Below are 23,688 nucleotides of genomic sequence, written 5' to 3'. Positions count from 1 at the left end.
CGTTTTTCATGAAAGGGCTGGTGGATGGCATTCGATACGAAGAAAGAGAAACCGACTGGATCATATTTTGGATATCAATCCGTTTCCTATATTGAATGAAGCGGTTAAGGTAAGCACAGGATCACACACAGGATTGCATAATGGATGATCAAATCCTGATTATTGATGATGAAGATCTTCCCCAATCAGCACCGCGTCCCGCCGGCTGGAAGGTGATGATAGTGGACGATGAACCCGAAGTGCATCGCATCACCAAAATCACCCTGAACAAGTTTGAATTCGACGGCAAGCCGATCGATTTTCTGCACGCCTACTCTGCGGCTGAAGCCAAAGCCTTGCTCGCCCTCACCCCGGATGTCGCCCTGCTGCTGCTCGACGTCGTCATGGAGGTCGACCATGCCGGTCTCGAGGTGGTCAAGTTCGTGCGCGACGAGCTGCAAAACAAGATGGTGCGCATCGTGCTGCGAACCGGTCAGCCCGGTCAGGCCCCGGAAGATGACGTGGTGACCAACTACGACATCAACGACTACAAGGACAAGACCGAACTTACCTCCCAGAAACTGCGCACCCTGTTGCGCGCCAGCCTGCGTTCTTACCGGGACATCCGAACCCTTGAGAGCAATCGACAGGGGCTGGAGAAGGTCATCGAGGCGTCCAAGGGGATCTTCGAGCAGCGTGCCCTGCGCCAGTTCGTCGAAGGAGCCCAGACCCAGCTCAGCGCCCTGCTCAATCTGGAAGAGTCCCAGATTTACGATGTGAAGCACCTGGCGTATGAGGTGCGGGATCAGGTGCTCGAGCCTCTGCTCAGCGATGGTCCCATGCTGCGCCTCGTCGATGCGCCGGAAATCCTGCGCTGTGCCATGGCCAAGGGAGCCAATGTCTACGATGGCAACCAGATGGTGCTCTATTGCCAGAATGCCCGTCATCACCTGCTGTTCCACATCGAGACCACTCGCCCGCTCAGCCAGATGGATACCGGGCTGCTCAGCCTGTTCACCGAAAACATCATAGTGGCGCTGGAGAATATCCGGCTCAACGAGGTGATCGGTGACAACCAGCGAGAGATCATCTATCGCATCGGCGAACTGGTGGAGAGCCGCTCGAAAGAGTCCGGCTTGCACGTCAAGCGGGTGGCCCTCTACACCGAACTGTTCTGCAAGCTGCTCGGCATGAATGAGGACAGGTGCGAGCTCATCAAGCGTGCCTCTCCCCTGCACGACATCGGCAAAGTGGGGATCCCGGACGCCATCTTGCACAAACCGGGCAAACTCACTCCCGAGGAGTGGGAGATCATGAAAACCCACGCCCAGCTTGGGCAGGACATGCTCTCCGGCAGTGACCTGGCCCTGTTCCAGATAGGCGCGACCATCGCGGGCAACCATCACGAGAAGTGGAATGGCAGCGGCTATCCCCGCGGGTTGAAGGGAGAGGACATTCCGCTGGAAGGACGCATCGTCGCCCTGGCGGATGTGTTCGATGCCCTGGGCTCGGATCGTTGCTACAAGCAGGCCTGGCCGCTGGATCAGGTGCTGGCGCTGATCAAGGAGGAGAAAGGAGAGCACTTCGACCCCCTCCTGGTGGACCTGATGCTGGCCAATCTGGAGAAGTTCCTCGATATTCGCGAGCAGTACAAAGACATCTATATCGGCGCTCACTGATATCGGATTCACCCCATCCACTTGCCACCATGAAGAAGCCGCCCATTGGGCGGCTTCTTTGCAATGTGCGCGGAATTATTGCTCCGGCAGATTGAGATCCAGTTTGGGGGTTACTGGCGTCTCTTCAAGTTGCGCCTTCTGCGCCGCCATCGCCTTGTGCAGGGTGCGGCGCTTTTGCAGCAGAATGAAACCACCGGCCCCCAGCAAGAGCAGCAACACGCCACCTCCCCCCAACGCCCAGGGCAGCCAGACCGGACTCTCCCGCTCCTCGAACCGGTCGGGGGTGGCGGCGGATGCGGGCATGGCCGCAGAGGGTGCAGGAGGGGGGGGAGGCGGTGCTATGGTGAACGACTTGGCCGGCAATTGCAGTTGCACCTCGCGACCGAGCCGGGTTGTTCCAAAGAGGGTGGCCTCCACCTTGTACTGCCCTGCCGCCTTGAGGGCGGAGAGATCCACGCCAAAACGCGGCGCTGTCGCCACCTCGTTGAACGTCATGCTACTGCCCCCGCCGTCGATGGCCTTGCCCTGGATGACCACGGAGGCGGGATCCAGTTCATCCACATCGATGACCAGAGAGAGCTTGGCTCCCCCCTCCCCGGAGGGGGGATTCAGGGAATAGCTGACCGGCCAGGGGTAGAGCAGCACCTGCTGTGACTGGGCTCGTGAGAAGACCTCATTGCCGGTGCTGAAGAGGGCTCGGTATTTTCCCGCAGGGACGTCCAGTACCGCCTCGGCGGTCAAGATACCGTCCCCCGGCACTTCGTCCACCCCCTTGCCATCATCCATGTAGCGTCCCAGGGTCTCCTCGAACACGGGATCGCCGCTCTGGCTGGCATCGTTGAACTGCTGCAGCTTGACGGTCATGCCCAGATCGGTGAGGTAGTAACCCGCCCCAGGCGCCGCGCCATCGATCAGCAGACGGGATTGCAGTTTGACCCGCTCACCCTGATAGAGGCGGGCCGGCAGCGGCTCGCTCTCGACCTGGATGTCGGTGAGCAGGCGCACCCGATTGTCGGGGTCCACCTCCCCGATCGCCTGCCAGGGGCCGGGCATAGGGTCGCGGATGGTGATGAGATCCTGATCCTTGAGGGGCAACCAGCCCACGTCGGGCGGCTTGACCTTGCCCACATAGAGCTTGCTGCCATCGGGTCGCACCAGGATCACCGAGGGCGTCCCCGGCTTGCGCTTGATGATGAAGGTGATCTCCTTCACGCCGTAATCGATGCGAAAGCGGTTGTCGAGCAGAGGAATGTCGGAAGGCGCAAACACCTCGTTGGCCGCGGCCGGGAGGGAGGCCAGCAGCAGCAGCCCCCAAAGCGATCTCATTGCCGCCACAGGCAGGCACCTCCTTTTTTCTGTACCAGATCCAGCCTCGCTTCATGGACAGCCGCCACCTCGTCGCTGGCGCGCACCACCCTGAGCGGCGGGCGATTGCTCTCCAGACGACGAATGCCGGTATCCTGGCTGGTCTCGCTCTCGCTGGTTTCGCTCGCCAGATTGAGTTTGGTCTGGCCACCCGTCATCAGGAGGTAGACGTCCGCCAGGATCTCCGCATCGAGCAAGGCGCCGTGCAGGGTACGGTGAGAGTTGTCGATGCCGTAGCGATCGCACAACACGTCCAGGTTGTTGCGCTTGCCCGGGAAGAGATCCCGCGCCATCGCCAGGGTATCCGTGATGCCGCAGATATCCGCCGTCTTGAAGTTCAGACCGAGCTTGCTGAACTCATAGTCCATGAAGCTCACGTCAAAGGGGGCGTTGTGGGCGATGAGCTCGGCGCCGCGAATGAACTCGATGAAATCGTCCGCTATCTGGCTAAAAGAGGGCTTGTCCGCCAGGAAGGCATCCGTGATGCCGTGCACGGCGATGGCCTCGGGGTCCACCAGCCGATCCGGCTTGATGTAGACGTGGAAATGGTTGCCGGTGAGTTTGCGGTTGATCACCTCCACACAGCCGATCTCGATGATGCGGTGCCCAAGATAGACAGGGCCGCCCGCGGTGTTCATGCCGGTGGTTTCGGTATCCAGAATGATCTGGCGATTCAGTTGGGGTGTGCTCATGATCAAATCCATGTCAAACTTCGGTTTTACTCGCTAGTTTACCCCAAGCCTCTCGCTAAAACAGATTGATTGCTCATGTTGAAACAGATTGATTTATTCACGGATGGCTCCTGCTTAGGCAACCCGGGCCCCGGCGGCTATGGTGCCGTCATGGTCTATGGCAAGCATCGCAAGGAGATCTCCGCCGGTTTTCGATTGACCACCAATAACCGGATGGAGCTGATGGCCGCCATCATGGGGCTGCGGACCCTGAACGAACCCTGCCAGGTGCGGCTCACCACCGACAGCCAGTATGTGCGCCAGGGGATCACCCAATGGATCATCGGCTGGAAGAAGAAGGGCTGGATGACCGCCAACCGTCAGCCGGTCAAGAACGTCGATCTCTGGCAGGCCCTGGATGCGGAAGTGGCCCGTCACCAGATCGAATGGCTCTGGGTGAAAGGACACTCAGGCCACCCGGAAAACGAACGCTGTGACGAGCTGGCCCGTGAGGCCGCCAGCGGCAAGCAGCTTGCCGAAGACAGCGGTTACCAGCCCTGATGCCCGCTAGCCGCCCTGGCGCGCCATGCCTGGCGCGGCCATCGACTCCGGCAGCCGCCAGCGGCGACGTACCGGTGTCACGGGGAAACGCCGCTTGCGGGCGGCAATCACGTAAACAGACGCCAGGGAGCGGCAATAGTCCCGCCCCAGACTCTCCCGCCACCAGCCGATCTTGCTCTGCCTGCCCATGAAGGAGAAACCGAACCGCTCGTCGAACATCACCTCGCAGCCGAGCAATTGCAGCCAGTCGGTCACCCGTGCGGGCGTGAACATGCGGGCAGACCAGGGCAGATGCCGCCGCATGAAGGGCAGATAGTGACCCAGCCCCACCAGGCTGAGCGGGTTGTAACCGCTGACAATGAGCCAGCCATCGTCGGTCAGCACCCGTTCTGCCTCCCGCAGCACCTGATGAGGATCCGGCGAGAAATCGAGGCAGTGAGCCAGCAGGCAGGCATCCACGCTCCCCGATCGCACCGGCAAGGCGAGCGGATCCCCCTGGATGTCCAGCAGCCGTCCGCCGGGAGCGACACCTATTTGATGGCGAATGGTGGAGCAGCCGCAGGAGAGTTCGGCGCTCAGGGCACCTATCTTGAGCAAGTGATAGCCAAAGAGGTGGGGGCACCAGTTGTCGAGGCGCTCCTGAAGCTCGGCGGCCACCCAGTCCCCCATGGGCAGTGCGGACCAACTGGTCGGAAGCGCGATCTGTTGTTCGGTACGTGCCAGTTGCATAATGGGACCAACTCGGGGGCGAATGCCATCCAGTTATATAAGATCCCTTCCTTAAAGAGAACACAAGAGACCTCGACCCATGTATACCGTCATCACAGTTCCCGCCTTCAGCGACAACTACATCTGGTTGATCCGTCATGAAAATCACTGCCTGGTCGTCGATCCGGGCGAGGCCGCTCCCGTGCTGGAGCGGCTGGCTGCGCTGGATCTGGTGCTGGATGCCATCCTCCTGACCCATCACCACCGCGATCACGTCGGGGGCGTATCCGAGTTGCTGCAACACTTCCCCCACGCTCGTCTCTATGGTCCCAAGCATGACCCCATGCCGGACCATCACGGCCAGTGGCTCGACGATGGGGCTCAGATCAACTGGCATGGCCTGAGTCTGGATGTCCTCCATGTGCCCGGTCATACCCTGGGGCACATCGCCTATTACGGCCAGGGCATGCTGTTTTGTGGCGATACCCTCTTCAGCGCCGGTTGCGGCCGTCTGTTCGAAGGTACCCCGGCACAGATGCACACTTCCCTGCAACGGCTCGCGGCATTGCCCGATGAGACCCTCCTTTATTGTGCCCATGAATACACGCTCTCCAACCTGCGTTTCGCCCATGCGGTCGAGCCCGACAACCTGGCGATCCAGCGGCAGATCGGCGTGATCAGCAAACTGCGTCAGCAGGGCCTCCCGAGTCTCCCCTCCCGGCTGGGAGATGAGCGGAATTTCAATGTTTTTCTGCGATGCGAGCAGGACTCGGTAAAATTTTCTGCTGAGAAATACGCCCTTAAATGCTTGGAAAATCCAGAGGATACCTTCGCTGTTCTGCGGGCCTGGAAGGACGTTTTTTGAACAAACCTTGATCAGGGGGGCATTGCCCCTTATGATGCGAGCTGTTTTTCCACAGATGACCTGAGCGAGATGAAGCTACGAACGGCCTTATTGGCAGCGCTGTTTCTCAGCGGCTGTCAAAACCTGAGCCATCAGGATGACCGGGCGGTAACGGCAATCGAGCCGATCAAATCCCCCCAAGTCAGCAAGAAAACGTACAAAAAACACTCTTCGCGGATGCTGTTCGGCGACGAACAGATAGAAGAGCTGGATGACACTGATAACCTGTGGGTGCGTATCAGCGATGATATGCAGCTGGACTCGCACGATAATGCCCGGGTTCGCCAACAGCGTGATTGGTTGTTGCGCAATGATAAGCATATGGCGACCATTGCCAGCCGGGCTGAGCCCTACCTGTATCTGATGGTAGAGGAAATCGAACGGCGTGAGCTGCCAATGGAGCTTATTACCATCCCCATGATCGAGAGCATGTTCGATCCCAATGCCCGCTCCCGCAGCAATGCGGTCGGTCTTTGGCAGTTCGTTCCTGCAACCGGCAAGAATTTCGGCCTGCGCCACGACAACTGGTACGACGGTCGACGCGATGTCCTGGCATCCACCAATGCCGCACTGGATTACCTGGAGTACCTGAACCGGTTCTTCGACGGTGACTGGCTGCAGACCCTGGCCGCTTACAATGCCGGTGAAGGTCGGGTGCGCAACGCCATCACCCGCAACGAACGGGCTGGTCGTCCGACCGACTACTGGTCGCTGGACCTGCCCCGCGAAACCCGGATGTATGTGCCCAAGATCCTGGCCATGGCCGACATGATCCGCAATGCGGACAAATACAATGTCACCCTGCCGGTGCTGGCCAACAAGCCGCAATTGCGAACCATCAATACCGGAGGTCAGATTGATTTGAACGTGGCCGCCCAGCTGGCTGGCGTTTCCGCCTCCCAGCTCAAGGCGCTCAATCCTGCGCTCAAGCGTGGCATGACCTCGCCGCAGGGCCCTTACAACCTGCTGGTCCCCGTCGAGTACGCCGACACCCTGGAGCTGGCCCTGGCCGATCTGCCCCAGCGTGAACGTACCCGTGGCGTGCGCTCCTATCAGGTCACCAGTGGTGATACGCTGTCACGGATCGCCCAGAATCACGGGGTGACCGTGCAACAGCTCAAGCTGGCCAACAACATGCGTGGCAACAACCTGCGCCGTGGCCAGAGCCTGATCATCCCCAATGGCGGGCGCGCAACCCAGGTTGCCCAGAGCAAGCCGCAGCAGCTCGCCAGCCGCAGTGGTGGCAAGGTGAACTATCAGGTGCGCTCCGGTGACAACCTGTGGAGCATCAGCCAGGCACACGGGGTCACCCACGCCGACCTGGCCAAGTGGAACGGCCTGAACGCCAAGTCGGCCCTCAAGCCTGGCATGAAGCTGGTGGTCTGGCCCAAGCAGGGCAAGAGCAGCAACAAGTCCATGGTCTATCAGGTGCGCCGCGGTGATTCCCTCTCCTCCATCGCAGCCCGCTTCCAGGTCGCCGTCAACGATGTGATGCGCTGGAACCAGCTCGGCAAGAGTGACTATCTCAAGCCGGGTCAGGAGTTGACTCTGTTCGTGAAGAACAACAGCTGATCGCTCGTCGCAGACAAAAAAATACCCCGCTTGATGCGGGGTATTTTTTTGTCTGCATGAACCAGCGGCGACGCCGCTCTCCCCTGAGGGATGACTCAGGGAGTGATGGCCTGGGCCGCAAAGCGCGCCAGAATGGGGTTGTGGTCAGAGGCATCGGTAGCCGGTGAACTCACCTCCACCAGATCCAGATTGCGATAGTAGAGGTGATCCAGCGGGCGGCCAAAAGCGGTGCGACGCAGATCAGGCACAGGTATGGCCTCCTGCAGACCAAGCTCGCCCACCAGCTTGTTCAACCAGAACGCGCGCTTGTCGCTCCAGGTGTTGAAATCGCCACCCAGGATGACCGGCCCCTGGTGGCGATGGATCAATGCAGTCAGATCGTTGAGCTGCTCGCGGAAGGTCGCCATGCCCAGTTCGAAATTGACCGCGTGGAGATTCACCACCAGCACGCCGTCAGGATCCCCTTGCAAGGGATAGAGACTGACCAGACCTGACTTGGGGATGCGCAGCAGGGGTTCGGGGGAACGGACGCCACAGACAAACGCCTGCGGCGTTTTCGCCACTGTCATCACGCCAAAGGAGACACCTCCCTGGGTGAAGGCCTGCAACTGCTGCCACTGGAAATCCCCTCTCTTCAGCCAGTCCAGCATCTCGGGCCGGGTCGCCGACTCTTGCAGCAGCACCAGATCCTGGGACTTGGCATACTCATCCAGCCCTTCCCGCCAGTTCTTGCGTTGTCCCTTGTAGAGGTTCCAGACGGTGATGCCAAACTCCCTCGGCAAGGCCGTGGAGGCGAGCGCCACCAGAGGCGGTCTGTCACAGCTTGCGCCAGGTATGATACCTGCCGCAGTCACCAGATGATCTTGATCCGGTACCTCGAAGCAACCGACCAGCCCCAACGTCAGCAGGGACGTTCCCAGAATCCGATAACTATTTTTCATTGGCTAACAATCACCTGCCTCTGCAAGACGACATGGCACTCACACAGGCCACGGTCGCCGACTAGTCTCATTATTCGTGTCCGGCCCGACTCATCCAGAAGGAATTCAACGATGGCGAGACAGCACCAGTACCGCGTGACATTTTACGATCAACAGGGAACCTGTCATCAAGTGGAGCTTTCCACCGTCTATCAAATCAGGCGGGCTCCCCAATGTGATCTCTGTCTGTTCGACACCCGGCAGTGCGTGGGGTCGGAAGAGATGCTGGAGCGCATGATACGGCAAAAAACCGGGCTTGAGCAGGAAATATCCATCATCAATGCCCGGCTCATCTGAGCAGACTCAGACCGGGACGGGGCGGGATTTGCCCTGATCGTCGATGGCCACATAGGTGAAGACGCCCTCGGTCACGCAGTACCGCTGGGCTTCGTTCTCCCGCAATACCGGCTTGACCCAGACCTCCAGCTTGAGTCGCATGGAGCTGCGACCAATCTTGAGGCAGCGACCGTAACAGCACACCACGTCACCCACCTTGACCGGGCTGTGGAAGGTCATCCCCTCCACCGAGACGGTACAGATGCGCCCTTTTGCCAGCTCCTTGGCCATGATGCCCCCACCTATATCCATCTGGGACATGATCCACCCGCCGAAGATATCGCCATTGGGGTTGGTATCGGCTGGCATTGCCAGGGTTCTCAGCAACAGCTCCCCATCGGGGTGGCGCTTGGTCTCTTCCATCATTACCGCTCTCTTTATCATGGATGGCGGCATGATAGGGGGCGATCCCCCCCTTGGCAAACCTCAATTGTCCCGGAGCGCGCGCCGTATCTGGTTTGCACGCCAGATGACCGACTCCGGGGCCCGGATGGCGACGACCCGTTCAGCCCTTCAAGGCCGCACCGTCCGCAAACCAGTGGGCCGGATCCGGCCAGCGATAGACGAAACCAAGCTGCTGGCAGATGCGCTGACCTTCGATGGGAGCAAACTCCCCCGCCGGCTCGACGAACTGCGGCGGCACCAGCCCGAGCAGGCGGCTCGCGAAGGGGTAGAGCTGCTCCCGGCGTGGGTGAACGGGGGCACTCAGATTGTAGGCATCCCCATCCTGCCCCCGGGCCAGCATCAGCTCACAGGCGGCCACCACGTCGTCCAGATGCACCAGGTTCACAGCCTGGCCTCCCCCGGCCAGCGTCTTGCCCGCCAGAAAACGGCCGGGGTGACGGTCAGGACCATAGAGTCCGGCCGGGCGCAAGATCATGGCGCAGTCAACATGCCCTTCCAGCACGGCAAGCTCGGCCGCCCGCATCCGCAAGCCTCTGTCATGGGCTGGAGCGGGCGTATCATCCTCCCCCTGTCCGGCCCCCCAGACCGAAGTCGCGCTGATAAACAGAACCCTCTGAACACCCGCCTCCCTCGCCTGTCGGCACAGACTGGCCACGGACGCCGGGTAATCACCGGTCTTGCTGGGGGGCACGCAGATCACTAGGTCATGACAACGAAAAGGCAGTGGCCCCATGTCAGGGGTGAGCAACAGCGGCCAGGCGGCAATACCCTCCCCCCGCAGCCGTTCAGCCTTTTCGGCCGTACTGACCGTCACCGCGATAGATTGCCCCTGCTCTTGCAATGCCCTGGCCAGGGGCAACCCCAGCCAGCCGGCGCCCACGATACCCGTCTGATACTCAAATTCGTTCGTCATACCCGGATCCTGACAAAAAAAACGGCCATCCAATGATGACCGTCGAAAGTAACGAAGGAAATAGCCGGATTAACCGGTTACCTCCCACAGCGGGAAAATCGGGAGCGCACGCTCCTAATTCGTGGGCCTATCCTAGTGGCAGCGCGGTCAAAAAGCTTTGAAGCGGATCACAGTTGAAAAGGATTTCTGAAAGCGCTTTCACTGTTTTGCAAAAAAGTCGACCCGCACGGGGCCAACTTCATGACTCAGGCCACAGATTCCCGCCGTACCAGTTCGGCTTCGAATTTGAGCGCCAGCCCCTCTACCGGCTTGTGATCCAGCAGCCTCAGGGCCAGCTCAGCGGCCCGCTCTCCCATCTCCTCGATGGGGTAACGTACCGTGGTGAGCTTGGGATAGATGTATCGGGCATAGGGGATGTCATCAAAACCGACCACAGAGACCTGCTGGGGTATTTTGTAACCCCGCTCCAGCAGACAGGAGATGGCCCCCGCCACCATGGCATCGTTGAAACCCAGCACAGCGCTGAACTCGACGCCGCGCGCCAGCAGCTCGCTCATGGCCACATAGCCACCTTTTTCGTCGGCATAGGCACGGCCGATGAGGGCAGGATCCAGCTCGATACCTGCCCGTTGCAGGGCGAAGCGATAGCCGGCCATCCGCTGCTGACCATCCACAAACTCCTCGTCATCGGAGGTGACGAAGGCAATCTTGCGATGTCCCGCGTCCAGCAGATGCTGGCAAGCCGTGGTGATGCCGGCCTGGTTGTCCAGCCAGACGCAGCGATCCTCGCAGCCTGGCACCTGACGGTTGATGAAGACGATGGGGGTCGTGCCCGACGCCAGCTCGCTGAGCTCTTCGTCAGGCAGCGCCTTGCTGTGAAGGATAAGGGCATCACACTGGCGCTGCAGCAGCGCCTGGATGGCGTGCCGCTCACGGGTCGCGTCGTGGTTGCCGGACACCACGATGGTGAACTTGTTCGCCTTGTCGACCATGCTTTCGATGCCGCGCATCATCTGGGCGAAGAAGGGGCCGCCACACAGATCCCCCACCAGCACACCGATACAGTTGGAGCGCTTGCTCACCAGGGCCTGGGCGAAGCTGTTTGGACGAAAGCTGAGCTCCTTCATGGCCGCGAGGACAGCCTCGCGCTTCTCGGGCGCCACCTGCGCCGTGTTGTTGATCACTCGAGACACTGTCGAAATGGAGACATTCGCCAGCTGAGACACATCTTTGATCGTTGCCACTCTCGATTCCTTTGTTGGAAAAGCCTGTCAGTGATGATCGGGCATTGTATCGAACCTGACAGACCAAGACGCGGCGCCCGATCACCTGGCAGGTTTCCTTTTGTAACAAAGCTTAAGGGATGATAACCATTTTGGGGCAAGAATGGGAGGCCGCCGCCACAACGACTGCCCCCGAACTCAATAGGCGTGATTCAGCTCGCGTTCCGACATAAAACGCAAAGGCTGCTGCAGCTTGTGTTGATAGATGAGATCGAAAGAGAGCACGTTCTGGACATAGTTGCGCGTCTCCCGATAGGGGATGCTCTCCACCCAGACATCCATCGGCTTGTTGTCGCTCTGCTCGCGCCAGCGCTTGACCCGGCCAGGACCCGCATTGTAAGCCGCCGCCGCAAGGATCCGGTTGCCGTCATACACATCCAGCAGGCGCTTGAGGTAGGCGCTGCCAAGACGAATGTTCATGGCCGGGTCGAACAGTTGCTGCTCGTTGCGATAGGGCACCCCAAGCTTGCCGGCCGTCTCTTTCGCGGTGGCAGGCATCAGCTGCATCAACCCCCTCGCCCCGACCGGTGACTGGGCCAGGGGATAGAGTGCGCTCTCCTGACGGGAGATGGCGTAGAGCAGACTGGTGTTCATGGTGCGCTCTTGTGCCATCTGGGAGAAGGTGCGCTTGAGGGGCAGCGGGAAGCGCAGGTCCAGCGCATCCCAGGCCTCGGCACGGATGCTGGAGAGGATCGCCAGCTCGTGCCAGCCCTGGTTGAGGGCGATGTGACCAAACTCCAGGCGCTGGGCCACGCTGTTGCGATCCATGTTGTGGATCCACTCAGAGCGGGCCGCCGTGATCTCGTTCATCGCCAGCAGTTCACGCACCCGCAGCAGGAAGGGCCAGCGGCGGCTGGCACTTTGCCAGTCCGGCACCTTGTGCGCCACGCTCTGGTTCTTCATGCGATAGGGCACACCGGTGCGCTGGGCCGCCATGAAGCCGTAGAAGCCGCGCAGACTCGCAGTCTCGAGATAGAGGTCCCGCGCCGGTTTCTGCCGCCCCTGTTTCTCCAGCGAGCGCGCCATCCAGTAACGCCAGCGATCCTCTTTTTGCAGCCCCATGGGCATCCGCTTGACCCAGCCTTCGAGGCCGCGCCAATCCTGCTCCCAGATGGCAAGACGGGCCCGCAGCTCCACCAGCTCCGGATCCTTGATCCGCACCAGGGCCGTATCCAGCCAGGCGCGCTGGTCAGAAGAGCGGTCCAGCAACAGGCGACGGGCGGCGGCCTTCTCCACCCGACTCACCTCGGCATGGTTCAGGCCGAAGCGACGGGTCATCTCCCCCAGCTGGCGCAGAACCGCGTCGGGCTCCTGGTTGGCGTAGCGGGCCAGCCCCAGGGAGAGCAGATGCCGCGACGGGGGCGCCGCCGTGAAGTTGGCAGGATTCATCGCCCGCACGGGTTGGTCATACAGGGCGATCATCTGATCGCCATACCCCTTCATGCCGCTGCCGAGCTGGGCCCCGAGGTGGCGAATGAGGTTGGGGTTCTGGGCCTCGAAAGCCAGGTTCATACGCTCCCAGATCTTCTCCTGAGTGCGCAGACCTGCCTGCTGCCAGAGCTGGAACAGGGGATCGCAGGCATCGGGCCTGGATTGACCGCTCAACCAGAGCTTGCCTGCCTCCTGCAGGGCTTCACTTTGGTGCCCCGTGTAGTAGCGGGCCTGATAGTGCTGACAGAGCAGATCGGTGGAGCTTGGCTTGGCCGGATAGAAGCGCAGGAACTGGGACCACTGCTGGCTCTGGGCAAGATAGGTGAGATAGCTGCGCTCGAGCCGGTTGGACTGGGGGGTGTCCCCGTGCTGGCGGATGAAGCGGGTCACATCGTTGTAGTCTGCCGCCCCGGGACGGAACGCAAGCTGGTAGTAATCCAGATAGGGCAACAGCGGATAGTGGATCAGGCGTGCCCGAAGCTGGCTGAATTTGACCTGATCATTGGCACGCACGGCCTCATGGGCCTGGCGATAGAGAGACTGCTCCATGGTCTGCGCGAAGGCAGGAGCCAACAGCCCCGGCATCCAGAGCGCAGACAAGATGATTCCCTGCACGACTTTCACGAATGGCATTCTCCCCTTGAAGGCATAACCACCGTCAAAGTGCGGTGGTGACATACCTTCATTCTACCCGCTAAGCACGGGGGCTACGCCACACTATTTTTATCGGTGCAGACGGGGCGATCACCGCGTACCTGGCGGCTGACATAGCGTTCAAGGTAGGAAACAGGGAGCGGCTTGGAGGCGAGGTATCCCTGGAAGAAATGGCAGCCCTGTGCCTGCAGAAACTCCAGTTGCTGGCGGGACTCCACCCCCTCAGCCGTCACGTTGAACCCCATGTGGCGGGCCATGGCGATCACGGCCTCGACGATGGCCATGTTGTCACCATCCTTGGGAATGTCCTGGATGAAAGAGCGGTCGATCTTGAGCTCGTCCGCCGGCAGCCGCTTGAGGTAGCTCAGGGAAGAGTACCCCGCCCCGAAGTCATCGATGGCAAAGCTGATGCCCAGGGTCTTGAGTTCCGCCATCTTGCTGATGGTGTCTTCCGCATGACCCAGCACCACCGACTCGGTGATCTCCAGGTTGAGGCAGGCGGGATCCATGCCGGTGGCAGCCAGCACGTCGTGAATGCGATCGACAAAGTCGGGAGCATGGAACTGTTTGGCGCTCACGTTGACCGACAGCTGGGGGACGTGGATCCCGTTCTCCTCCCAGGAGACGTACTGGGTACAGGCTTCGTGCAATACCCAGTTACCGATGTCGACAATGAGATCCGTCTCCTCGGCAATGGGGATGAACTCGGCAGGCGACACCAGGGCACGCCCGGGGGGTTGCCAGCGGATCAGCGCCTCGACACCGATGATCTCCCCCCCCGCTACCATGTGCTGGGGCTGGTAGTGGAGAGTCAGCTCCCCATTGTCGAGGGCACTGCGCAGCTCGTTGTGAATGTGCAGACGCCGGTCGGCCTGCAACTGCATGGAGGCATCAAAGAAGCGCCGGGTCTTGCGGCCCGCCGATTTCGCCTGATACATGGCGGTGTCAGCCTGCTTGAGCAGATCCCCCGCCTCCTGCTCCCGACCGGGGAAGAGGGTGATGCCGACACTGGCGCCGATGTGCAGCACCTGGCCCCTGAAATCATAGGGGGCGGCGATCTCCCCGATGAGCCGCTCCGCGATGAGGTCGGCCTGCATCTCCGCCTGGGGCGGGCTGATGGAGAGCGCTGGCAGCAACAACACGAACTCGTCGCCGCCGAGACGGGCCAGACAATCCCCCTGGCGCACCAGCCGCTTGAGACGGCTGGCCACCTCCTTGAGCAGCCAGTCGCCGGTGGCGTGACCCAGGGAATCATTGATGGTCTTGAAGTGGTCGAGATCGATGAACAGCAGGGCCCCGATGAGGTGACTGCGATTTGCATCGGTGAACGCCTGGGTCAGGGTCTCGTGCAGCTGACGACGATTGGGCAGGCCGGTCAGCTCGTCATAGAAGGCGAGATCCTGAATGCGGCGCTCCGCCGCCTTGCGCTCGGAAATATCCTCGAAGAAGATGACATAGTGGCTGATCCCCCCCTTCTCATCCTGCACCGGCGTGACGATCTCCCACTGGGGATAGGCGTGACCGTCGGCGTGCAGGCGCAGGGTTTCCCCCTGCCAGCGATCCAGGGCGTTGAGCTCGTAACCCAGCCCTCCCAACCCCGACCAGAGATCGTTGCCAAGATGCAAACCAATCACCCCCTGGTTGTCAAAGCCGGTGATCTGGCTGAAGGCGTAATTGACCCGCAGGATCTTGAACTCGGGATCCGTGATGATGATCCCTTCGTGAGTTTCAAAGGCCACCGCAGACAGCCGCATCAAGGCATCGCTCTGCAGGCGCTCCAGCTCGGCCACCATGCGCACCGAGAAGATGGTCAGGACGGAGTCCAGATCCGTGGTCCGGGTCTGGCTCGGGAACAGCAGGGCGAGATGACCCAGGATCTGACCGTTGCGATCGAGCAGCGGCTGGGCGTAATAGTGCTGGCCCGGGGGCAGATCGGGATACCCGGTCAGGGGTTCACTCACGGGGACCGCGCAGGAGGCCCCCTGGCGATAGAGCTGCTGGCAGGGCATGTCACAGAGGGCATACTCCTTGACGTCGATGCCGTGGCTCGCCAGCACTCTGAGCCTGTCGAGACCGACCCGCTCCGTCAGCCAGACGGCAGTGGCTCCCAGGATATGGGCCAGTTCGTTGACCAGGGTCTGGCAAAAATCGAGCCCCGTCTTGGCGGAGAGCGCCTGCGCCAGCTTGGCCAGCAAGGGGGCCTGCAACATGGGAAGCGGCGGTGTCACGCCTGCGGGGGAGTTGGCGCGATCCATCTCGCGATGCATCATTTCGAGGGGGGCAAGCCAGCCACAACAGAGCCCCTGTGCAGGCACATACTGGCCGTACCAGAGCGCATGGTGTACCTTGCCGTCCTCATCGCGCAGGTGACCGATGAACTGGCCAGGCTGGCCGGAATCGTGGAGTCTTGCAAGAAAATCGGCGAAACCCGCTTCATCTTCCCGCTCAAGTTGGGTGGCCCAGGGGTGGGCTCCCTCCCCTGCCCAGGGTTCACAAGAGACATGATCAGACAGGCTCCATTGCCCATGCTGCCGATCATAAAACCACATCATCTGGGTGGCTTGCTGCTTCATCTACGACTCCAACCACTACAACCACGTTATCCACCCCGACTCCTGCAGAAAAGCATATCCGTTTGCGCGCATATCTCCACCGGCGCATGGCAATGATTTTGCGATGCGATGAGGCGATGTGGGTGGAGAAAATTCGAGACTATGCGGCAAAAACCAAACATCGGGTCGACACAAGGCGCTGCCGAGGGGGGACAGAAACGATCCTATTTGCTGATACTGCCTGCCTGTTTCACTGAGCTCAAGCGGTTTTTGGCATGAAACGGGAAAAGCTCACAATTTATGGACAGCGGGATTCCCAAGGGGATTTTTCGTGACGCAGATCACATTTTGATTTGGCGACATGGGTAATCTGGAGGTGAAGACACAAGCAAGACGACCCGAAGGGGGCCATTATGAAAATCGAAATGACCAGTAAAATCATCGACATCACCCCAGCCATCCGCGAGCGCATTGAATCCCGTTTTGAAAAGCTCGAGCGTCTTCAGGTGCCTCTTATCACACCCCATGTGATCATCTCCAAAGAGCGTTTGATGTATATCGTCGAAGCCACTATCGGCATTCCCAACGGCAAACTGTTTGCGCAGGCAGAGCACGAGGATCTCTATGCCGCCATCACGGACCTGGGCCAGAAGCTGGAACGCCAGCTCAACCGTCACACGGAAAAACCCATCGCCCGTCGTGCCGCCGGCAAGGAAGTGCCCCAACCGGACGAAGCAGACGCCTGACAAGGTTCACCACTCATAAAGCAAAAGGCGGGTTATCCCGCCTTTTTGCATTCTACCGTGCCGTCACCCCAGCCAGCGCAGCCTGGCATCCACCCCTTGCGCAAGCTCATCGAGCAGCGGCAGCATCATCAGCGGAGCCTCCTCCCTGGGGTCAGCGCCCATAGGTCGGGCCTGCCATCGCTCACGACCCAGTGCCGAGAGGTTGTCGTACACCGCGGGATCCAGCGCGGGCATTCGGCTCACCAGTGGCGGGGAGCGCAGCGCCAGCCAGAGTCTCACATCCGTCATGCACCCGCCCTGTTGCAGACGCTCGTTGAGGCTGGTGGCATCGCTCTCTTCCACCCCGCCTTGCAGGGACGCCCGGGGCATCAGACCGAAACGGGAGCGCCAATCCAGCTCACCCGACGCAGGCTTGGGCGGGGCATCAAACCAGGGCTGCTCTTCCACCGCATCGGTCAGCAGCGCCAGGTGCAGCCTGAAGTCGGCACGGTCCCCCGCACGGAGATCCTGGTTGAGCCGTTGGCCCAACTGGGCCTCATCCACGAGCAAGCGGTCACGAATCGCACTGGGCAGCATGAGATAAATCTTGGAAATGAAGGTTTCATTGCTTATCGGCCATCAACCCGATCCTTTAAGCATTAAAAATCCCGGCAGAGGGGTTCACAAGCGCGACAGATCTGTTAGTATGCGCCTCGCACTTGGGGAGGGGTTCCCGAGCGGCCAAAGGGATCAGACTGTAAATCTGACGGCTCTGCCTTCGAAGGTTCGAATCCTTCTCCCTCCACCATCTTTCAGATAACCCGGCCTTGTGCCGGGTTTTCGCTTTTCTGCCTTCCACAAATCCCCTTCTTCTCTACAAAAAAAAACGGGAGGCCTGGCCTCCCGTCAATATATGCACGCTCTCACCCCGAACCTGCTGGAGACAGCTGTCATCGGCCGCTCAGGCAGAGGGGGATAAGCGTCCCCCCAGGCATCTGTCTTGTCATCCGCCCCCCTTACAGGGTGAAGCGATAGAAGATATCCACCGCCTGGGCCACCCCGCTCATGGCCTGCAGATAGAGCCTTGGCATCAGCTCGTAGCGCAGCTTGAATTCGGCGATGGGGCTGAACACCCCGACCCCGTACTGGAACTGCAAGCCGGGCAGCAGGTAGGCCGACAGGGTCACCTGGGTGTCATCACCACTGCCTGCGGTATCGAGGGCCACGTCGCTCATGCCGAGGGACTCCCCGATGCTGGAGACCACGCCGCTCGCCTGGCTCACGGCCCCCGCCACCAGCAGGCCGTTGAAGCCGCCATCCTCGCCGCTGGTCTGCAATCCCTTGCCCCGCAACAGATAGGAGAGCTGTTCGGACTGCGCCATCTGCGGCTCGGAATAGACGGTGATCTTCGGCTTGGTGGCCGGCCCCGTCACCCGCACCCCGACGGTCACGTTGTCCTCGATGGTGTCCGGATCCCGATAGGTCTCGATGTTGAGATAGGGCTGATCAATGGGGCCGGAGAAGAGGATCCGCCCCTCCTTGATGATGAGGTTCTGGCCATAGGCCTTGAAGCGCCCGTCCCTGAGCTCCAGTTGCCCGTTGCCCGAGAGCGGCTTGGAGGGATCCTGGCGAATGTTGAGGGCCCCTCCCACCTTGGTCTTGAGTCCCATGGCTTCGAGGCGGACGTCGTCCCCGAGCCGGATGGCGAGCCTGATCTCCATGGGCAGCGGTGCCGCCTTGGGGACCGGCGGCAGATCGTCGTAGATGACGGTGACATCATCGGAGACCGCTACCGCGCTGTCTGGCAGGCTCTTGACCAGGATGCGCGACCAGGGGATGTCCACCTGACCGGTCACCCTGGTCTCCTCCCCGAGAGAGATGGCGATGTCAGGTGTCACCCTGACCCGGCCCATGCCCGGGTACTGGGCCTCCAGCTCCTTGCCCTGAATGGTGAGGCTGCCGGTCACCGGCTGCTGGGCCCAGCTCAGCCAGCCCCCCAGCACCAGGGGGCCCTTGCCCACCATCATGGAGCCGTCGAGTTCGGCCCGGTTGCCTTCTATCTTGAGGCGGGTCACCAGCTTGGAGAGGGTCACCATGTCGGAGTGGGTCTGAACCTCCCCCTCCTTCAGGTTCAGCTCGCCATACAGCAGGGGGGCAGCCAGGGTACCGTCGAAGCGGGCATCCGCCGAGATGACCCCTTGCAGGGAGCGCACTTCGGGAATGAGGGGCGCAAAGGTCGCCAGCTTCAGATCGTCAAACCTGAGTTGACCGCCGAGGTTGCCGCGGCCGGCGGGATCCCGGATCAGCAGATCGGTGTCGATGTTGCCGATCTGCTCGGAGGCGAAATCGACCCGGATGGCGGCCTGCTGGCGCTCGAAATCGATCCCGAGCTCGAGGCGCTGGTAGTCGGTCTTGAGTTCGTCGGCGACGAAGGTCCCAGGCGTGGTACGCACGGTGGCGTGCAGGGTCGGCTGGTTGCCGCGCCAGCTGGCGCGCCCGTCGGCCGACAGCACCGCCTGCCAGCGGAAATTGTCCGGCAACCAGGGGCGCAGCCGCTTGAGATCAAATTCGTTCAGGGCAAATTCCAGATTGCCCTGGGACTGGGCTATCCGGCTCCCCTTGACGCAGAGACTGGCCTTCTGGGACGCGAGGCAGAGATCCCCCATGGTCAGCTGCTGTTTCGGCAGATCCAGGTCCAGAGACCAGGGGGCGGTCAGCGCCCAGCGCTTGAGGGGCGTCTTGAGCTTCAGCTCGGCAAGGGCGCCACGCCAGTGGTCACCGCGCAGGCTGCCATTCAGGCTGAGGTCTGCCGCCAGGGGATCCCCCTTCATGGTCAAGGTGAGCCCGTGGCGCTCGAGATCGCCGCTCAGGTTCAGGGCGATTTGCGAGAGCTTGGTCTCCCCCTGCGCCAGGCTCGCCACCGTCACCGCCACCTCACCGGAGGGCTTCTCCCCGACCAGGGCGTTGGCCTTGATGACGGTCTCCTTGAGGACGGTGCCGGCGTAGGCGAGTCGGCCCGACATCAGATCGGCATTCACGCGCGGCGCCTGCTGGTTGCCGGTGACGCGCACCTGGCCCTTGATGTCCCCTCCCAGACCCGGGTAGATACCCCCAAGCTTGGGCGCATCCAGATCCGCATCCAGCTTCCAGGCCTGGGTCGTGAGCGAGCCTTTGGCCTGCAGCCGGTTTGGGCCGCTTTGCAGCGCCAGGGCCGGGATGGTCCACTCCATCTTGTCGTTGCCGCTGAGCCTGCCCTGCAAGGCCAGGGGATACTGGTTGAGCTTGCCATCCACCTTGAGCTCGGGCAGGGCCAGCTGCCAGTGGCCCGCCTCATCCAGATCGAAGCGGCTGGCGATCTTGCCCGCCAGTACCCCCTTGATCTCGGGCACCAGCTCCGCCGGGTTGATCCCCTTGAATTCGGTCGTCCCCTGCCACTGGACCCCCTTGCTCCAGGCCAGCTTGCCGTCGAGCTTGAGCTCCCCCTTGAGGGCCCCCAGCAGCAGCTCGATACGGCTCAGCTGGTTGAGATCCCCCTTGCCCGAGAGCGCCACCTTGAAGGGGGGCACATCGGTCCCCTTGCCGGCGGTGTTGAGCGCAAACTGGTAACCGGAGAGCTTGCCCTTGGCGCTCAGGGTGCCCTTGTCCAGCCGATAGCTGGGCTCATCCTTGGCGGGCTTGTGCAGGGGCCAGGAGAGGCTCTTCCAGTCCAGCGCCAGATCGAAGGGCAGATCCGGGTCGAGGGCCGCGAGGGATCCTTTGAGATTGGCGCCCACCGGCCCCTTGGCCTTGAGTGCCAGCCCAAGCTTGCCCACAGAACCGTCCAGGACGAGATTGACCTGCTCCCCCTTGAGCTCCCCGTCCAGCAGCCCTTGACGCGCCTTGGCATCCAGGGTCAGGGCGAGGGGGTAATCCTCGTGCAGGCGCACCTGACCACGCAAGGCCAGATCTGCCATGGCATGGCGCAGGGAGAGCTCCCGGATGTCGATGCGCTCCTCCTCGGCGGTGGCCGACAGCAACAGGTTGTCTAGCCCCTCCACCAGCTCACCTTGCTGATAACGGAACGTCGTGGCTTTCAGCCCCTCCAGCTGGATGGGGAAAGGCAGTCGCACCGCCGGCAGCACCATGGACTCGGGCTTGTTTGCGGCCTGCGTCTTGTCACCGGGGGCAGCCTTGCCCTCGCCGACCGCCAGGGTGGCGCTTTTCTCATCCGCCGGTTTGGCGCCCTTGTCACTGGCCGCCTCCACCGGGGAGGGTGCCAGCACCACGTTCAGGCCATCGAGCACGGGGCCGCGCACGATGAGCCCGGCGCGATCCAGGGCGGCGCCAATGTCCAGATCCTTGAGGGTGATCGTCACGCCGGGCACCGCCACATCGAGATCGGCAACCTTGAGGCTGTCGACCTGGATTTTGAGCGGCAACGGATGCCAGACGAAGGGCTCCGACGGCTCTTCCGGCACCGGCTCGGACTCCGCCACCCGGACCACGGGGCGAGTCACCGCCAGAGACTTGATCCAGAGCTTGCCCTGCAGGAGCTTGCCCAGATCCCAGTCCAGCACGGCCCGCTCCACGGTGACATCCACCAGCTCGTCCTGCCAGCCAACCCCTTCGAAGGTCCAGCCATAACCGAGTTGCCCCGCCACCAGCTCCCCCTTGAGGGAGGGCAGCGCGGCTCTGGCCTGTTGCCACAACCACTTGTTGCCCTGATGGGTGAAGCCCAGCAGGCTGACGCCGATGAGCAGCAGGAAGAAGAGGCCCATGAGCCACAAGAAAATGCGTTTTACCCAGATCACGATGCAGACCCCTGCAAGGAAAGCAGCCGCAGCGGCCAGAAAAGAGAAAGAAGAGGATGTGCGCCTGGTTGCCGGGTCATAGTTCCGGCCCCAGTGCGAAGTGCAGCCGCAGCGGCTTGTCCTCCTCGGAGATGCCCACCGCCAGATCGAGCCTGACCTGACCGATGGGGGTGACCCAGCGCACCCCGACCCCGGTGCCTATCTTCCAGGCCTCGCTGTAGTCGACGGTGGCGGTCCCGGCGTCCACGAACAGGGCGCCGAGCCACTTCTCGCTGAAGCGGTAGTTGTACTCCAGGCTGCCGACGCTGGCGTAGCGCCCGCCGGTCAGCTTGCCATCGTCCCCCCGTGGCGAAATGGTCTCGTAACCGTAGCCCCGGACCGTCTGATCGCCGCCGGTGAAGAAGCGCAGGGAGGGGGGGACCAGGGAGAAATCATCCCCGACGATGGCCCCCTGTTCGGCCCGCATCAGGAAACGGTGATCTTCGCCCAGGGTGCGCAGCCACTTGCTGCGCCCCCACACCCGCATGAAGCTGATGTCGGACCCCCAGTAGGGGCTCGAGAACTCCATCGTCAGTTGCTGGCGATCCCCCCAATCCGGCACCAGACCGCCGCGCACCCGCAGCCGTGACCAGGAGACGCCGGGGATCAGCAGCAGGCTGTTCCCCTCGTCCTGACCCTGGACGTAGCGCTCGTTCTCCAGGCGCACAAAGACGTCTCTGTCCCAGCTCTCCGGTCGGCGTGTCCAGCGGTGCACCCCGAAGGTGGCCAGATCGGAGCGGGTGTCGTTGTTGTCGGTGTATTGATAGCCCGCCTGCAGGGAGTAGTAATCCCGCAGCGGGTTGCCCACCGGGATCTGGTAGTCGAAGCTGAGCTCCGCTTCCGGCGCCGAGATCTTGGCGGTGCTGGAGAGGCGGTGACCATAGCGGTTCACCCAGGGTTTTTCCCAGGTGGCACTCAGGCGCGGCCCCACGTCCGTGGCATAACCGATACCGGTCTCAATCTCGTGATCGACCCGGTTGGAGAGGGTCACCTGCACCGGCACCCGGTTGCCCTCGGCCTGGCTGATCAGGGGTTTGATGTCCACCTGCTTGAACAGCTTGGTGGAGGAGACATCCTGGGACATCTCCGCCAGACGGATCGCCAGATAGGGAGCACCGCTCTTGATGTTGATGAGCGGGCGAATAAGGTGCAGTGCCTCCGGCGTCGCGTCATAGCGGATCTCGCCGAAATGGTAGCGCGGGCCGGAGCGAAACAGGATGTAGATCTCCGCCTTGCTCTGTTCCGGGAAAACCTTGACCTGGCTCTTGCTGATCTTGGCGTCAAAATAGCCGCGGGCCAGCCCCAGACTGCCGAGATCCGCCTTGATGGATTCATATTTGCCGTGGTTGAGGGGATCTCCCTCCTTGAGGGGCAGCTTGTCCAGCAGCTCGCTGTACACCTCGTCGCTCCCCGCATCCCCTTCCAGCAGGATGTCGAGGCGCGAGATGATCACGGGTTCCCCCCGCTCAATCTCGATCACCACCTTGGCGGGCGTCTTCTTGTCGCGGTTCAGGGTGATCTTGGGCTGGTAGTAGCCATAGACCTGCAGCGCCTTCTGTACGCTCTCGGTGATCTTGGCGCGGGCGGGGCGGTACTGGCGTTCCTGGTAGACGGGCAGGGCGTTGAGGTAGGCCTCGACGTTGTCTTTCTGCTCTCCCCTGACCCCCTTGATCTGGTAGGTCAACTTGGCCGCCATGGCGGGCATCGCCATTAGCCAGAGAGCGAGGGCGAGCAGCAAGAGACCGGGCCCGGGGCGACGGGATCGCCCGGATGAAGTGCTCCCGGTGAGAAAAGTAGGATAGCATCCTGTCAAACGTCAGTTTCCCCGAATAACATGATTTAAAGATTGTGTTATTTAGTACGATACCGAGACTCATCCCGGGCGAGTGCCGCTCATCCTAGCATAATCGCGACGGCGAAATCCCACGCTCGGGGCCCCTTTGCGTGCCGCTCTGCCACCCCCGGTGCGGGGATCGCTTCGGCCCTGCAAGGAGCCAGCCGGGTGTGAGGAGCCAAACTGCGCACAATCCGGGCAAGGGGCGAACAAAACGCCACCACCGACCCCGCCACGCCGGATCTCCCCTGGCGGCCTTGGGCTGGCAGCAGGGTCCGGCTCGTCGCGACAACCCTTGTCGGACACC

Annotated in this window: 19 protein-coding genes and 1 tRNA gene; 7 read left to right on the top strand and 13 right to left on the bottom strand. The window is 61.7% G+C overall.

Annotation, left to right across the window (positions count from 1 at the left end):
• The first annotated feature begins 140 nt into the window (after positions 1-140).
• Positions 141-1,658, top strand: coding sequence for an HD domain-containing phosphohydrolase (locus AB5Y54_RS16450; protein ID WP_039038835.1), 1,518 nt, complete (start codon positions 141-143; stop codon positions 1,656-1,658).
• Between the two features lie 75 nt (positions 1,659-1,733).
• Here the strand turns inward: AB5Y54_RS16450 and AB5Y54_RS16445 are convergent, their stop codons facing one another.
• Together AB5Y54_RS16445 and dnaQ are read right to left on the bottom strand one after the other, a co-directional pair.
• The gene (locus AB5Y54_RS16445) at positions 1,734-2,984 is read right to left on the bottom strand and encodes a TIGR03503 family protein (protein ID WP_368154035.1); all 1,251 of its coding nucleotides are present in this window, start codon (positions 2,982-2,984) and stop codon (positions 1,734-1,736) included.
• The gene (gene dnaQ, locus AB5Y54_RS16440) at positions 2,981-3,715 is read right to left on the bottom strand and encodes a DNA polymerase III subunit epsilon (protein ID WP_041212726.1); all 735 of its coding nucleotides are present in this window, start codon (positions 3,713-3,715) and stop codon (positions 2,981-2,983) included. The genes AB5Y54_RS16445 and dnaQ overlap by 4 nt, the downstream gene beginning before the upstream one ends.
• A 75-nt stretch (positions 3,716-3,790) precedes the next feature.
• Between dnaQ and rnhA the strand changes: the two genes are divergently transcribed.
• Positions 3,791-4,255: a ribonuclease HI gene (gene rnhA, locus AB5Y54_RS16435; RefSeq protein WP_010674138.1), complete on the top strand. Its 465-nt coding sequence runs from the start codon at positions 3,791-3,793 to the stop codon at positions 4,253-4,255.
• 6 nt (positions 4,256-4,261) lie between these two features.
• Here the strand turns inward: rnhA and AB5Y54_RS16430 are convergent, their stop codons facing one another.
• The gene (locus AB5Y54_RS16430) at positions 4,262-4,984 is read right to left on the bottom strand and encodes a class I SAM-dependent methyltransferase (RefSeq protein ID WP_010674137.1); all 723 of its coding nucleotides are present in this window, start codon (positions 4,982-4,984) and stop codon (positions 4,262-4,264) included.
• Between the two features lie 79 nt (positions 4,985-5,063).
• Between AB5Y54_RS16430 and gloB the strand changes: the two genes are divergently transcribed.
• Positions 5,064-5,828, top strand: coding sequence for a hydroxyacylglutathione hydrolase (gene gloB, locus AB5Y54_RS16425; RefSeq protein WP_368154032.1), 765 nt, complete (start codon positions 5,064-5,066; stop codon positions 5,826-5,828).
• 87 nt (positions 5,829-5,915) lie between these two features.
• On the opposite strand, the gene AB5Y54_RS16420 is transcribed toward gloB, so the two are convergent.
• Positions 5,916-6,188 (bottom strand): hypothetical protein, encoded by a 273-nt coding sequence (locus AB5Y54_RS16420; RefSeq protein ID WP_010674135.1) that lies wholly within the window; start codon positions 6,186-6,188, stop codon positions 5,916-5,918.
• On the opposite strand from AB5Y54_RS16420, the gene AB5Y54_RS16415 reads away from it, so the two are divergent.
• A complete protein-coding gene (locus tag AB5Y54_RS16415) occupies positions 6,117-7,439 on the top strand; it encodes a LysM peptidoglycan-binding domain-containing protein (RefSeq protein WP_223302529.1) in 1,323 nt (440 codons plus the stop codon). The two genes, AB5Y54_RS16420 and AB5Y54_RS16415, sit on opposite strands and share 72 nt — an antisense overlap.
• Before the next feature lie 95 nt (positions 7,440-7,534).
• Here AB5Y54_RS16415 and AB5Y54_RS16410 read toward each other — a convergent pair whose 3' ends face one another.
• Positions 7,535-8,380 carry an endonuclease/exonuclease/phosphatase family protein gene (locus AB5Y54_RS16410; RefSeq protein ID WP_029314263.1) on the bottom strand — a complete coding sequence of 282 codons (846 nt, stop codon included), beginning with the start codon at positions 8,378-8,380 and terminating at the stop codon, positions 7,535-7,537.
• 111 nt (positions 8,381-8,491) lie between these two features.
• On the opposite strand from AB5Y54_RS16410, the gene AB5Y54_RS16405 reads away from it, so the two are divergent.
• A complete protein-coding gene (locus AB5Y54_RS16405; RefSeq protein ID WP_368154031.1) occupies positions 8,492-8,716 on the top strand; it encodes a hypothetical protein in 225 nt (74 codons plus the stop codon).
• Positions 8,717-8,722: 6 nt separating this feature from the next.
• Here the strand turns inward: AB5Y54_RS16405 and yciA are convergent, their stop codons facing one another.
• The 5 genes from yciA to AB5Y54_RS16380 all read right to left on the bottom strand — a co-directional run bounded on the left by yciA (position 8,723) and on the right by AB5Y54_RS16380 (position 16,014).
• Complete coding sequence (gene yciA, locus AB5Y54_RS16400) at positions 8,723-9,121, bottom strand: acyl-CoA thioester hydrolase YciA (RefSeq protein ID WP_029314261.1); 399 nt, start codon at positions 9,119-9,121, stop codon at positions 8,723-8,725.
• A 139-nt stretch (positions 9,122-9,260) separates the two neighbouring features.
• Positions 9,261-10,073, bottom strand: coding sequence for an NAD-dependent epimerase/dehydratase family protein (locus AB5Y54_RS16395; RefSeq protein WP_124813597.1), 813 nt, complete (start codon positions 10,071-10,073; stop codon positions 9,261-9,263).
• Between the two features lie 245 nt (positions 10,074-10,318).
• Complete coding sequence (locus tag AB5Y54_RS16390) at positions 10,319-11,317, bottom strand: LacI family DNA-binding transcriptional regulator (RefSeq protein ID WP_039038828.1); 999 nt, start codon at positions 11,315-11,317, stop codon at positions 10,319-10,321.
• 177 nt (positions 11,318-11,494) lie between these two features.
• Positions 11,495-13,411 (bottom strand): transglycosylase SLT domain-containing protein, encoded by a 1,917-nt coding sequence (locus AB5Y54_RS16385; RefSeq protein WP_368154042.1) that lies wholly within the window; start codon positions 13,409-13,411, stop codon positions 11,495-11,497.
• Positions 13,412-13,494: 83 nt separating this feature from the next.
• A complete protein-coding gene (locus tag AB5Y54_RS16380; RefSeq protein WP_323957627.1) occupies positions 13,495-16,014 on the bottom strand; it encodes an EAL domain-containing protein in 2,520 nt (839 codons plus the stop codon).
• 392 nt (positions 16,015-16,406) lie between these two features.
• On the opposite strand from AB5Y54_RS16380, the gene raiA reads away from it, so the two are divergent.
• Positions 16,407-16,739, top strand: coding sequence for a ribosome-associated translation inhibitor RaiA (raiA, locus tag AB5Y54_RS16375; RefSeq protein WP_010674126.1), 333 nt, complete (start codon positions 16,407-16,409; stop codon positions 16,737-16,739).
• A gap of 63 nt (positions 16,740-16,802) precedes the next feature.
• On the opposite strand, the gene AB5Y54_RS16370 is transcribed toward raiA, so the two are convergent.
• Positions 16,803-17,315: a VC2046/SO_2500 family protein gene (locus AB5Y54_RS16370; protein WP_368154030.1), complete on the bottom strand. Its 513-nt coding sequence runs from the start codon at positions 17,313-17,315 to the stop codon at positions 16,803-16,805.
• Between the two features lie 126 nt (positions 17,316-17,441).
• Here AB5Y54_RS16370 and AB5Y54_RS16365 point away from each other — a divergent pair.
• A tRNA-Tyr gene (locus AB5Y54_RS16365) sits at positions 17,442-17,526 on the top strand.
• Between the two features lie 208 nt (positions 17,527-17,734).
• Here the strand turns inward: AB5Y54_RS16365 and AB5Y54_RS16360 are convergent.
• Positions 17,735-21,508 (bottom strand): translocation/assembly module TamB domain-containing protein, encoded by a 3,774-nt coding sequence (locus AB5Y54_RS16360; protein ID WP_368154029.1) that lies wholly within the window; start codon positions 21,506-21,508, stop codon positions 17,735-17,737.
• A gap of 76 nt (positions 21,509-21,584) precedes the next feature.
• Positions 21,585-23,360 (bottom strand): autotransporter assembly complex family protein, encoded by a 1,776-nt coding sequence (locus AB5Y54_RS16355; RefSeq protein ID WP_368154028.1) that lies wholly within the window; start codon positions 23,358-23,360, stop codon positions 21,585-21,587.
• Positions 23,361-23,688 lie beyond the last annotated feature (328 nt).

This window comes from Aeromonas sp. s9, from assembly GCF_040907765.1.
Classification (GTDB): domain Bacteria; phylum Pseudomonadota; class Gammaproteobacteria; order Enterobacterales; family Aeromonadaceae; genus Aeromonas; species Aeromonas caviae.
This window is presented reverse-complemented; position numbering and strand designations above follow the sequence as displayed.

Bases quoted from the DNA above. Each gene is read 5' to 3' on its own strand.
- AB5Y54_RS16450 (WP_039038835.1), top strand. From the start codon at position 141: ATGGATGATCAAATCCTGATTATTGATGATGAAGATCTTCCCCAATCA.
- AB5Y54_RS16445 (WP_368154035.1), bottom strand. From the start codon at position 2,984: ATGAGATCGCTTTGGGGGCTGCTGCTGCTGGCCTCCCTCCCGGCCGCG.
- dnaQ (WP_041212726.1), bottom strand. From the start codon at position 3,715: ATGAGCACACCCCAACTGAATCGCCAGATCATTCTGGATACCGAAACC.
- rnhA (WP_010674138.1), top strand. From the start codon at position 3,791: ATGTTGAAACAGATTGATTTATTCACGGATGGCTCCTGCTTAGGCAAC.
- AB5Y54_RS16430 (WP_010674137.1), bottom strand. From the start codon at position 4,984: ATGCAACTGGCACGTACCGAACAACAGATCGCGCTTCCGACCAGTTGG.
- gloB (WP_368154032.1), top strand. From the start codon at position 5,064: ATGTATACCGTCATCACAGTTCCCGCCTTCAGCGACAACTACATCTGG.
- AB5Y54_RS16415 (WP_223302529.1), top strand. From the start codon at position 6,117: ATGCAGCTGGACTCGCACGATAATGCCCGGGTTCGCCAACAGCGTGAT.
- AB5Y54_RS16420 (WP_010674135.1), bottom strand. From the start codon at position 6,188: ATGCTTATCATTGCGCAACAACCAATCACGCTGTTGGCGAACCCGGGC.
- AB5Y54_RS16410 (WP_029314263.1), bottom strand. From the start codon at position 8,380: ATGAAAAATAGTTATCGGATTCTGGGAACGTCCCTGCTGACGTTGGGG.
- AB5Y54_RS16405 (WP_368154031.1), top strand. From the start codon at position 8,492: ATGGCGAGACAGCACCAGTACCGCGTGACATTTTACGATCAACAGGGA.
- yciA (WP_029314261.1), bottom strand. From the start codon at position 9,121: ATGATGGAAGAGACCAAGCGCCACCCCGATGGGGAGCTGTTGCTGAGA.
- AB5Y54_RS16395 (WP_124813597.1), bottom strand. From the start codon at position 10,073: ATGACGAACGAATTTGAGTATCAGACGGGTATCGTGGGCGCCGGCTGG.
- AB5Y54_RS16380 (WP_323957627.1), bottom strand. From the start codon at position 16,014: ATGAAGCAGCAAGCCACCCAGATGATGTGGTTTTATGATCGGCAGCAT.
- raiA (WP_010674126.1), top strand. From the start codon at position 16,407: ATGAAAATCGAAATGACCAGTAAAATCATCGACATCACCCCAGCCATC.
- AB5Y54_RS16370 (WP_368154030.1), bottom strand. From the start codon at position 17,315: ATGCTGCCCAGTGCGATTCGTGACCGCTTGCTCGTGGATGAGGCCCAG.